The organism is Pseudoroseicyclus sp. H15 (assembly GCF_054353345.1).
Genome location: NZ_JBTHJE010000005.1, coordinates 15198 through 25057, shown reverse-complemented (window position 1 = coordinate 25057; position 9860 = coordinate 15198). Strand labels below are relative to the sequence as shown.

Sequence of the window (9860 nt, the reverse complement as noted above, 5' to 3'; positions counted from 1 at the left end):
AACTGCGGGCCGGGGGACTGGGTTGAGAGACCCGGGGCTCTGCCCCGGACCCCGAGGTATTTTGGGCCAGATGAATGGGGGCGCGGGGCCTAGGACGACTGACGTTTGGCGCGGAGCTGGGCGAAGTAGTCTAGGCGCTTCTTCAGGTCGCGCTCGAAACCGCGCTCGACCGGGGCGTAGAGCTCGGGGCGGGCGAGGCCGTCGGGGAAGTAGTTCTGGCCGGAGAAGGCGTCTTCCGCGTCATGGTCGTAGGCATAGCCGGTTCCGTAGCCCTGCTCTTTCATCAGCTTGGTCGGCGCGTTGAGGATATGTTTGGGCGGCGGCGCCGAGCCGGTGGATTTGGCGAGGCTGCGCGCGCCCTTGTAGGCGGCATACGCGGCGTTCGATTTGGGGGCGAGCGCGAGGTAGACCAGCGCATTGGCCAGCGCCAGCTCGCCCTCGGGCGAGCCGAGCCGTTCGTATGTTTGCCATGCCGAGAGGCAATGCGCCTGCGCGTCGGGGTCGGCGAGGCCGATGTCTTCCACGCTCATGCGGGTGATGCGGCGGGCGAGAAAGCGCGGGTCTTCGCCGCCTTCCAGCATCCGGGCGAACCAGTAAAGCGCGGCATCGGGGTCGCTGCCGCGAACGGATTTGTGCAGGGCGGAAATGAGGTTGTAATGCTCGTCGCCCGATTTATCGAAGAGCGCGGCCCGGCGGGTGAGCCGCTTGGCCAGCGCATCGGGCGCCAGCGGCTTGGTAACGGGCCAACCCATGACCTGCTCGATGAGGTTCAAGAGCGCGCGCCCGTCGCCATCGGCCATCGCGAGCAGCGCCTCGCGCGCGGCGGGGTCGAGCGGCAGGGGGCGGCCGAGTTCAGCCTCGGCGCGGGCGGCCAGCGCCTCCAGCTCTTCGGGGCCGAGGCGGGTGAGCACCAGCACCTGCGAGCGCGAGAGGAGAGCGGCGTTGAGCTCGAAGCTGGGGTTCTCGGTCGTGGCGCCGACGAGCAGGATGGTGCCGTCTTCCATATGCGGCAGGAAGCCGTCCTGCTGAGCCTTGTTGAAGCGGTGGATCTCGTCGACGAACAGCAGCGTGCCCTGCCCGTTCTGCCGGCGCATCTTGGCCGCCTCGAAGACCTTCCGCAGCTCGGGCACGCCCGAGAAGATGGCCGAGATCTGCACGAAGGCCAGATCGGTCTCGCGGGCGAGAAGCCGGGCGATGGTGGTTTTGCCCACGCCGGGCGGGCCCCAGAAGATCAGGCTGGAGAGATGGCCTGAGGCGAGCATGGCGCCGAGGGGGGCTTCCGGCCCCAGCACCTGCGGCTGGCCGATGACCTCGGCGATGGTCGCCGGGCGCAGGCGGTCGGCCAGGGGGCGCGGCGCATTGCCGGCGGGGGCCTTCGCCGCCGCCTCGGGCGCATCGTCGTCGTTGGAAAAGAGATCGGCCATGCGCCTCAGATAGGCCGGGCGGGCGCCGCAAGAAAGCCCCGGCGCGCCCGCTTCAATTCATCGTGCCGGTAAAATCCATCCAGACCGCCTGATATTCGATGCCGCCCATGTTCATGGTGCGGCCGGCGGGGCTGAGATTGAGATTGGCGCGCTTGGCCCAGCGGCCCCAGTTCGACGGCAGCAGCGCCAGACCGGTGCGCACGTTGTTCTCGCGCGCCGCCGAGGTGAGCTGACTGATGAGCTGCAGCCGCACGCGCAGGCGCATGGCGGCTGGGATGTCTTGCAGGATGAAGCCGCGGGTGACCTCCCAGATGCCCTCTTCGACCGGGGCCTCTTCGTAGAGCAGGTCAGCGGGGATCGAATCCAGCAGGCCGCGCTGCGCATCGCGGATCATGTAGGTGTAGATGCCGCATTTCGCGAGCGTCGGCGTCAGCCGCAGGCCAGCGAGCACCCGGCGGTCGCCATTATGCACGGCCACCCAGCGCGACACGGGCGTATCGTACTGGTCGAACTCCATTCCCATGGTCTCCGGCAGGTCCCAGCCCTTCTTCAGGATGAACGATTCCCGCCGCGCGCGAAACAGGTTTGCGAAAAGCTCGCCATGGTTGTGGAAATTCGCGAATGAGAGGGTCGTGGCTTCCATGGTGCCTCCGGAAGAGTGGCGAACCCGATCGTCGAGGCGCGGGTGATCGTCGAAGGGAACGCTCATAGCAGCCGGTGGTCGCGCGCGCGCTGGACAGCCTCGGTGGTCGTGCGGGCCAGAAGGCGGCTGCGGGCCGAAGCCAGCCGCGCCTTAAGGGCAGATTCCGAGATATCCAGCCGCGCGGCGGCCGCTGCATTGCGATCCCCTTCGGCGATACACCGCAGGGCTTCGACCTCCGCGCCGGTCAGGGCTTTCGGGGGCTCCGTGAGAACGTGCAACTCATGAACGACACTAGAAAAGCCTGAAATTTCACCGTCGGTGAATTCCCTGTCGCCCCGCGCGGCCGACGCAATACTGCGGCTCTGCTTGGGGCCGAGGGCCACGGCTAACCCGTAAACCATGCCGTGGCGGGCCGCCTGCCCGAGGATGTCGAAGGGATCGGGGATGCCGATCTCGCTCCACCGCGCCGTACCTTCAACGCTGAACCCCCAGGCGATGATCGGGTCACGAAGGGCATAGGCTTCCTCGGTGTAGTGATCGATCCAGTCCTGCGGGTAGGTCTGGTGGTGAAGCAGTGGCAGGGCGTAGCGGATGTGAAGACCGTAGAAGAAGCCGCTGGGCGCCAGCCTGCCCAAACTCTCGGTTCTCTGATCGATCACGGACCGCATGATCCCTAACTACAGGTGTATTGCCGCAGGATAGGTCAACTTTGAAGTGTAGTTTAACCAACTATCAATAATCATGTTTTTTCGCCACAGTTTGCCAATGCAAACATGCGTTTACGTCGCGGCCGCTGCATAGAAAAAGGGCCCGCGGTGAAGCGGGCCCTTTGGAACGTGCGCTCAGCCCCGGCAACAAGGCCGGGGGGCGAGGCTCAATCTTCTTCGTAAGCGGCTTCGGCCTCGATGCGCGCCTTGTCGGCGGCGCCCTTGGCGGCCGGGTCACGGTCGACCAGTTCGATGATGGCCATGGGAGCCATGTCACCGTAGCGGAAGCCGGCTTTCAGCACGCGGGTGTAGCCGCCGGGACGCTGGGCGTAGCGGGGGCCCAGCACGTCGAACAGCTTGGCGACGTGGATGTCTTGCTTGAGGGCAGCGGCGGCCTGGCGGCGAGCGTGAACGTCGCCGCGCTTGCCGAGGGTGATGAGCTTGTCGACGATACGCTTGAGCTCTTTCGCCTTGGGCAGGGTCGTCTTGATCTGCTCGTGCTCGATCAGCGAGCCAGCCATGTTGGCAAAGAGCGCCTTGCGGTGCTCGTGGGTGCGGTTGAGGCGGCGGTAGCCGGAACCATGACGCATGATGTATCTCCGTTACGTTTTATGTGGGCCACCGCTTGCGTGACGGCGGCTCCTTTGGTGGGGCGGGATGCCCGGGGTCGAAGCGGTGCGTGCAAGCACGCACCCTACGTAGGGTGCGTGCTCGTCACGCACCTTAAAACTGGTCTTCGAACTTCTTGGCCAGATCCTCGATGTTCTCCGGCGGCCAGTCTTCGACATCCATGCCGAGGTGCAGGCCCATGCCCGAGAGCACTTCCTTGATCTCGTTCAGCGACTTGCGGCCGAAGTTCGGGGTGCGGAGCATCTCGGCTTCGGTCTTCTGGATGAGATCGCCGATGTAGACGATGTTGTCGTTCTTCAGGCAGTTCGCCGAACGCACCGAGAGCTCCAGCTCGTCCACCTTCTTGAGGAGGAGCGGGTTGAACTCGAGCCCGTCGTCGGAGGAGCCGGCCGTGGCCGATTCCGGCTCGTCGAAGTTGACGAAGATCGACAGCTGATCCTGCAGGATGCGGGCGGCATAGGCCACGGCGTCATCCGGCGTCAGCGAGCCATCGGTCTCGATCTTCATGACCAGCTTGTCGTAATCGAGAACCTGACCTTCCCGCGTGGGCTGCACGTCGTAGCTAACGCGCTTGACGGGGGAATAGATGGCGTCGATGGCAATCATGCCGATCGGCGCATCTTCCGGCTTGTTCTTGTCGGCAGCGACATAGCCTTTGCCGCTGTTGACCGTCAGCTCCATGTACAGGCTCGCGCCGTCATCGAGATGGCAGATCACGTGATCCTTGTTGAGGATCTCGATGCCCGAGGATTCCGAGATGTCGGCGCCGGTGACGGCGCCAGGGCCTTTGGCCTGAATGGTCAGGCGCTTGGGGCCTTCCACATCCATGCGGATGTCGATGCCCTTGAGGTTGAGCACGATGTCGGTGACATCCTCGCGCACACCCGAAACCGAGGAGAATTCGTGCAGGACGTTGTCGATCTGCACAGAGGTGATGGCCGCGCCCTGAAGGCTCGACATCAGCACACGGCGCAGGGCGTTGCCCAGCGTCAGGCCGAAGCCCCGCTCCAGCGGCTCGGCGACGACCGTGGCCGACCGGCTGGGGTCGGCGCCGGGGCGCACGTCAAGCGCCGTCGGCTTGATGAGTTCGGCCCAGTTCTTATGGATCATGTTGCCCTCCATTCCTGCTTGCCCTCCATGACCAGATGGGCAAGCGCCCGAGGTTCCTAATGACGTATCCGGGCCGCGCAAACGAGGCGCGACCCGGAGCAATTCTTGTAGTGATTAGACGCGGCGGCGCTTCGGCGGGCGGCAGCCGTTGTGGGCGATCGGCGTGACATCACGGATCGACGTGATGTTGAAGCCGACAGCGGCCAGCGCACGAAGCGCCGATTCGCGACCGGAGCCGGGGCCCTGAACCTCAACTTCCAGCGTTTTCACGCCGTGCTCTTGCGCTTTCTTGCCCGCGTCTTCCGCAGCCATCTGGGCGGCGTAAGGCGTGGACTTGCGGGAGCCCTTGAAGCCCATCGTGCCAGCGGACGACCAAGCAATGGCGTTGCCCTGCACGTCGGAGATGAGGATCTTGGTGTTGTTGAACGAAGAGTTCACGTGAGCAACGCCAGCGGCGATGTTCTTGGAGACCTTGCGCTTGGTGCCAGCGCGGCGGGTATCTCGTGCCATGTGCTAAGCCTCCCTTACTTCTTCTTGCCGGCAATGGCCTTCGCGGGGCCTTTGCGCGTGCGAGCGTTGGTGTGCGTGCGCTGACCGCGCACAGGAAGGTTGCGACGATGGCGCAGGCCGCGGTAGCAGCCGAGGTCCATCAGACGCTTCACGTTCATCTGCACTTCGCGGCGCAGGTCACCTTCGACGGTGAGGTTCGCGTCGATATGTTCGCGGATGGCGAGCACTTCGGCGTCGGAGAGTTCGTTGACACGGCGCTCGAAAGCGATGCCCGCAGCTTCGCAGATTTCGCGAGCTTTGGAGGGGCCGATTCCGTGGATATAGGTGAGGGCTACGGGAACCCTCTTCGCTGTCGGGATGTTGACACCGGCGATACGGGCCAAGGGCATATTCCTTTACGTCGCGGGCCCGTAATACCAGGCCCTTTTTTCACAACTTCGCACCCGCAGCTTGAGGCGCGGGCGCGCGGCCAGACCGGCCATGATTCCCTTATGCGGGATGGCGCTATCTATGGAGATGCGCCCGGAGCGTCAACCCCCTGTCAAGAGGTTTGTTGCATCCAGACGGCGTGGGTCGCGGCTGGGCGCCTCAGGCGCGAGACTTCTGAGCACGCACATAGGCGGCCAGAACGTTCTGCATCCGCGTCAGATGGCCCTTCCCGCCGGCCTTGAAGAACTCGAAGACCTCCGGCTCAAGCTTGAGGTGGACGGACTTTCGGGCGGCCGCCTCGTACCACTCCGCCTCCTCCCAGAAACCGTCCGGCAACTTGCCGTCATCGATTGCCGCATCGGGCGAGCTGCCGATCTCACCGCGATCCTTCATCTCCCGTAATTCTTCGAGCGTGGCGCTTCTCAAGTTCTTCGAGGTCATAGACCCCTCCTTTCCAGGCGGTGATGAGCCGGATGACCGGCCCGCGGCCTGTATGAACCACCGTATAGATATCGGCCCCAACGCGACCGACCGAGACGAACCTGACCTCTCCGTAATCCGCACGTCTATCGACCTGGCTCAGGAATGGCCCCTCAAAGATCAGGGCGGCTTCCGCGAGATCGACGCCGCGCTTTAGAAAGACCGCTCGCCTCTTCTCTTCGTCCCATTCGAACTCCATCGCTGAGGTCTCGGGGCAGCCGGGCTAACACTTCGTAAATTTCGGAGCAGGCCTATCCGCATGATGTACGCAAATCGTGTACACTTTGCAACCGCCCTGCCCCAAAGCAAAGCGCCGGCCCCTCGGGACCGGCGCTCTTCTGTCGGGCTCTGGGGCAGCTCAGCCCAGCACGCCCTTGATCTCTTTCGCCACCGCTTCGATCTCGCCGAGGCCGTCGACCCCTTCGAGCTGACCCTTGGCGTAGTAATAGCCAACCAGCGGCGAGGTCTGCTTGTAATAGGCCAGCAGCCGCGTCTTCAGGCTTTCTTCGTTGTCGTCGGCCCGGCGCTTGAACTCGGTGCCGCCGCAATTGCTGCACTTGCCGTCCGCCGGGATCGGCTTGGTCTCGTCGTTATAGACCTCACCGCAGCTCGCGCAGGTCGAGCGGGCGATGATGCGGCTTACGAGCGCCTCATCGTTCACGCGCATCTCGATGACGTGGTCGAGCGTCTCGCCCTCTTCTTCCAGAAGCGCACCCAAGGCATCGGCCTGCGGCAGCGTGCGGGGGAAGCCGTCGAAGATATAACCGCCAGCGGCGCCGTCCTGCAGCTTCTCGCGGATCAGGCCGATGACGATCTCGTCGGTGACGAGATTGCCGGCATCCATCACCGCGGCAACCTGCTTGCCCATCTCGGTGCCAGAGGTGCGGGCGTCGCGCAGCATGTCACCGGTCGACAGCTGCACCATGCCGCGCTCTTCCACGAGCCGCCGCGCTTGAGTTCCCTTGCCCGCGCCGGGCGGCCCCAGAAGAATGATGTTCATCGACGAGCAGGCCCCCCCTTGGCCTTCGGTTTGTTGCCGCGCCGGCCGCGCAGCTGAGATTTCTCGATCAGGCCCTCATACTGATGGGCGAGCAGATGAGACTGTACCTGCTGGATCGTGTCCATCCCCACGGACACGATAATCAGCACTGAGGTGCCACCGAAGTAGAACGGGATCGACAGCTGGCTGCGCAGGATCTCGGGCAGCAGGCAAACGAGCGCCAGATAGGCCGAGCCGAGCACAAGGATGCGGTTCACGACGTAGTCGAAATACTCGGCGGTGCGCTTGCCGGGGCGGATGCCCGGCACGAAGCCGTTCTGGTTCTTCAGATTGTCGGCGACCTCGTCGGTCTTGAAGGCGACTTCCTTGGTGTAGAAGTAGGCGAAGAACACGATCATGGCCGTGAAGAACAGCAGGTAGAGCGGCTGGCCGGGCCCGAAATAGGCGAGAACAGTCGACATGATCGGCCCCGCCGTGCCGCCGCCCGAGAAGGTCGACAGCGTCGTCGGCAGCAGCAGAAGGGCGCTGGCGAAGATCGCCGGGATCACGCCCGCCGGGTTCACCTTGATCGGCAGGTGGCTGGAGCCGCCGTCGTACATCTTCATCCCCACCTGGCGGCGCGGATACTGAATGTGAACCTTCCGCAGGCTACGCTCCATGAAGACCACGAAGGCCAGCACGACCAGCACCATGACGATGACACCAAGGATCACGGGCACCGAGATGGCGCCGGCGCGGCCCTGGCTGAGGAACTGGCCGAGCGCGGCCGGGATTTCGGCGATGATGCCGACGAAGATGATCAGCGAGATGCCGTTGCCGATGCCGCGGGCAGTGATCTGCTCGCCCATCCACATCAGGAACATCGTCGCCCCCACGAGGCTGACGACGCAGCCCGCGCGGAAGAAGATGCCCGGGTCATGGGCCAGACCGCCGGACTCGATGGAAACGGCGAGCGCATAGGCCTGGAAGGTCGCCAGAATGACGGTGAAATACCGCGTGTACTGGTTGATCTTCTTGCGGCCCGCCTCACCCTCTTTGCGAAGGTTCTTCCAGGGCTCGTACATCGAGGCGACGAGCTGGATGATGATCGAGGCCGAGATATAGGGCATGATGCCGAGGCTGAAGAGGCCCATCCGCCCCAGCGCGCCGCCGGTGAACATCGACAGGATGCCGCCGATACCGGCTGCCGCATCGTCCATGAAGTCGCGCAGGGCGCCGGCGTCGATCCCCGGGACGGGGATGTAGGTGCCGATCCGGTAGACCACCAGAAGACCGATCGTGAAGAAGATGCGCTGGCGAAGCTCTGTCGCCTTGCCGAGCGTTCCCCACGAGAGGTTCGCGGCCATCTGTTCTGCTGCTGACGCCATCAGGGGCCCCTTTGTTCTTACGCAAACGCCGCCACCCGGAGGTCCGGACGGCGGCGCTGTTAGCGCGGGTCACACTTAAGTGCCCGCCCGGCGGCTCACAAGCCGCTTATTCCGAAGCCTGGGCCGCCGCCGCCGTCACGTTGAGCGTACCGCCCGCCGCTTTCACGGCCTCGACAGCACCGGCAGAGGCGCCGGTGACCGACAGCGTGACCTTCGAGGTGATCTCGCCCTTGGCCAGCACGCGCACACCGTCGCGCTTGCGGCGCACGAGGCCCGAGGCGACCAGCGCATCTTCGGTGATCTCATTCTTCACGTCGATCTTGCCGGCGTCGATGAACGTCTGGATCAGGCCCAGGTTGATGACCGTGTATTCCTTGCGGTTCGGCTTGTTGAAGCCGCGCTTCGGCAGGCGCTGGTAGAGCGGCATCTGGCCGCCTTCATACCCTTTGATCGCCACGCCCGAGCGGGACTTCTGGCCCTTGATACCGCGGCCGGCGGTCTTGCCCTTGCCAGAGCCCGGGCCGCGAGCAACGCGCATGCGCTTCTTGGTGGCGCCCGGATTGTCGGAAAGTTCGTGCAGTTTCATGTCGCTTCTCCTTCGCCGGAAACGGCCCCGAAGCGAGATGGACCGGACACGGCATAATGTGTGAGTCTCGGGCCCGACCGGGCCACCGGGGGCGTATAGAGTTCCACCGCGCCCGGATCAAGCCCGCTCTGGTGGGCCGGGTTCTGGCCGATGCGGCCAGCGGCGGCGCCTGCCAGTCTTGCAGCGAATGCCATTTCTCTGCCCCATCCTCAACACAACTCGAGGTGACGCTTCGCTCTATTGCAGCGAGAGATTGAGATGACTGAGATTGACCGTATTCCGCCCCGCATTCGCGCCCTGGTCACAGAGCGCGAGATTTACACGGTTTACGGTTTATTGGTCTGCGCCCGCGCTCAGGGGATCGAGACGGTTCTGGCGGTGATGGACCACGCCGACTGGGGCGATCTGCTGGAATTCTACCGCGGCGAAGAGATCGGCGGCGAAGACGATGACCTGCCCATCCTGCGCGCGCTGGCCGAGCGGCCGGAATGCGGGTTGGGGATGGTGCTGCAGATGCTGGAAGCGCTCGACATCCCCAATCGCGCTGGGCCGCTGAAAGAGCGCTGCCTCGGCGCCCGCTGCTCTCTCGTCGATCTGCTGGTGAACCGGCTGCAGCGCTGCGGCTACACCATCACCCCTTGGGACCAGCCCATCCGGCCTGGCCTGCCCACCCAGCTGCGGGCCGAGCTCTTCGCGGCCTGGCCGGAATGGCGCCTGTCGCGGCAACTGGTGGCTGTGGCCGAGGCCGCGGCACAGGCGTCTGAACGGGCCGTCGTCGGCGGGGTTGAGGATCAGGCGCCCCACAGCCTTCGGCTCGATGGGATGAATGCTCTGCACCCGCTGGTGAGCCTCGGCCGCCGGCTGAAACGGTTCGCAAAGCGGCGCGCGGCTCCCGCGCCGGTAGACCCTGAGGGGCTGGCCTGACCCGGCCGCCCGCATAGGGGTGGAGCGGCGGAGGAACCGCCGCCCATTTG

General features: G+C 64.7%; 13 protein-coding genes. 1 reads left to right on the top strand and 12 read right to left on the bottom strand.

Annotated elements, in window-relative coordinates; all coding sequences use genetic code 11:
* Positions 1-89 precede the first annotated feature (89 nt).
* The 12 genes from ACXN5S_RS10820 to rplO all read right to left on the bottom strand — a co-directional run bounded on the left by ACXN5S_RS10820 (position 90) and on the right by rplO (position 8886).
* Complete coding sequence (locus ACXN5S_RS10820; protein WP_458605444.1) at positions 90-1424, bottom strand: replication-associated recombination protein A; 1335 nt, start codon at positions 1422-1424, stop codon at positions 90-92.
* 52 nt (positions 1425-1476) lie between these two features.
* Positions 1477-2067, bottom strand: coding sequence for an acyl-homoserine-lactone synthase (locus ACXN5S_RS10815; protein WP_458605443.1), 591 nt, complete (start codon positions 2065-2067; stop codon positions 1477-1479).
* A 62-nt stretch (positions 2068-2129) separates the two neighbouring features.
* Positions 2130-2735, bottom strand: coding sequence for a helix-turn-helix transcriptional regulator (locus ACXN5S_RS10810; RefSeq protein WP_458605442.1), 606 nt, complete (start codon positions 2733-2735; stop codon positions 2130-2132).
* Between the two features lie 206 nt (positions 2736-2941).
* Entirely contained in the window at positions 2942-3364 is a 423-nt protein-coding gene (rplQ, locus tag ACXN5S_RS10805) for a 50S ribosomal protein L17 (RefSeq protein WP_458605441.1), read from the bottom strand.
* Positions 3365-3497: 133 nt separating this feature from the next.
* Positions 3498-4514 (bottom strand): DNA-directed RNA polymerase subunit alpha, encoded by a 1017-nt coding sequence (locus ACXN5S_RS10800; protein ID WP_458605440.1) that lies wholly within the window; start codon positions 4512-4514, stop codon positions 3498-3500.
* Positions 4515-4628: 114 nt separating this feature from the next.
* Positions 4629-5024, bottom strand: a complete 396-nt coding sequence (gene rpsK / locus ACXN5S_RS10795) for a 30S ribosomal protein S11 (RefSeq protein WP_458605439.1) — start codon at positions 5022-5024, stop codon at positions 4629-4631.
* Between the two features lie 14 nt (positions 5025-5038).
* A complete protein-coding gene (gene rpsM / locus ACXN5S_RS10790; RefSeq protein WP_458605438.1) occupies positions 5039-5407 on the bottom strand; it encodes a 30S ribosomal protein S13 in 369 nt (122 codons plus the stop codon).
* A gap of 205 nt (positions 5408-5612) precedes the next feature.
* A complete protein-coding gene (locus ACXN5S_RS10785; protein ID WP_458605437.1) occupies positions 5613-5846 on the bottom strand; it encodes a BrnA antitoxin family protein in 234 nt (77 codons plus the stop codon).
* A complete protein-coding gene (locus ACXN5S_RS10780) occupies positions 5830-6132 on the bottom strand; it encodes a BrnT family toxin (RefSeq protein ID WP_458605436.1) in 303 nt (100 codons plus the stop codon). Before ACXN5S_RS10780 ends, ACXN5S_RS10785 begins: the two co-directional genes overlap by 17 nt.
* Before the next feature lie 159 nt (positions 6133-6291).
* Positions 6292-6933 (bottom strand): adenylate kinase, encoded by a 642-nt coding sequence (locus ACXN5S_RS10775; RefSeq protein ID WP_458605435.1) that lies wholly within the window; start codon positions 6931-6933, stop codon positions 6292-6294.
* Positions 6930-8300, bottom strand: coding sequence for a preprotein translocase subunit SecY (secY, locus tag ACXN5S_RS10770; RefSeq protein WP_458605434.1), 1371 nt, complete (start codon positions 8298-8300; stop codon positions 6930-6932). Before secY ends, ACXN5S_RS10775 begins: the two co-directional genes overlap by 4 nt.
* 106 nt (positions 8301-8406) lie before the next feature.
* Positions 8407-8886, bottom strand: a complete 480-nt coding sequence (gene rplO / locus ACXN5S_RS10765; RefSeq protein WP_458605433.1) for a 50S ribosomal protein L15 — start codon at positions 8884-8886, stop codon at positions 8407-8409.
* 258 nt (positions 8887-9144) lie between these two features.
* Between rplO and ACXN5S_RS10760 the strand changes: the two genes are divergently transcribed.
* Positions 9145-9810, top strand: coding sequence for a hypothetical protein (locus ACXN5S_RS10760; protein WP_458605432.1), 666 nt, complete (start codon positions 9145-9147; stop codon positions 9808-9810).
* The last annotated feature ends 50 nt before the right edge of the window (positions 9811-9860 follow it).

What these genes read in the sequence shown, in the direction of transcription:
- ACXN5S_RS10820 (WP_458605444.1), bottom strand. Translation starts at nt 1,424, where the DNA reads ATGGCCGATCTCTTTTCCAACGACGACGATGCGCCCGAGGCGGCGGCG.
- ACXN5S_RS10815 (WP_458605443.1), bottom strand. Translation starts at nt 2,067, where the DNA reads ATGGAAGCCACGACCCTCTCATTCGCGAATTTCCACAACCATGGCGAG.
- secY (WP_458605434.1), bottom strand. Translation starts at nt 8,300, where the DNA reads ATGGCGTCAGCAGCAGAACAGATGGCCGCGAACCTCTCGTGGGGAACG.
- ACXN5S_RS10810 (WP_458605442.1), bottom strand. Translation starts at nt 2,735, where the DNA reads ATGCGGTCCGTGATCGATCAGAGAACCGAGAGTTTGGGCAGGCTGGCG.
- ACXN5S_RS10800 (WP_458605440.1), bottom strand. Translation starts at nt 4,514, where the DNA reads ATGATCCATAAGAACTGGGCCGAACTCATCAAGCCGACGGCGCTTGAC.
- ACXN5S_RS10780 (WP_458605436.1), bottom strand. Translation starts at nt 6,132, where the DNA reads ATGGAGTTCGAATGGGACGAAGAGAAGAGGCGAGCGGTCTTTCTAAAG.
- ACXN5S_RS10760 (WP_458605432.1), top strand. Translation starts at nt 9,145, where the DNA reads ATGACTGAGATTGACCGTATTCCGCCCCGCATTCGCGCCCTGGTCACA.
- ACXN5S_RS10775 (WP_458605435.1), bottom strand. Translation starts at nt 6,933, where the DNA reads ATGAACATCATTCTTCTGGGGCCGCCCGGCGCGGGCAAGGGAACTCAA.
- rplO (WP_458605433.1), bottom strand. Translation starts at nt 8,886, where the DNA reads ATGAAACTGCACGAACTTTCCGACAATCCGGGCGCCACCAAGAAGCGC.
- ACXN5S_RS10785 (WP_458605437.1), bottom strand. Translation starts at nt 5,846, where the DNA reads ATGAAGGATCGCGGTGAGATCGGCAGCTCGCCCGATGCGGCAATCGAT.
- rplQ (WP_458605441.1), bottom strand. Translation starts at nt 3,364, where the DNA reads ATGCGTCATGGTTCCGGCTACCGCCGCCTCAACCGCACCCACGAGCAC.
- rpsK (WP_458605439.1), bottom strand. Translation starts at nt 5,024, where the DNA reads ATGGCACGAGATACCCGCCGCGCTGGCACCAAGCGCAAGGTCTCCAAG.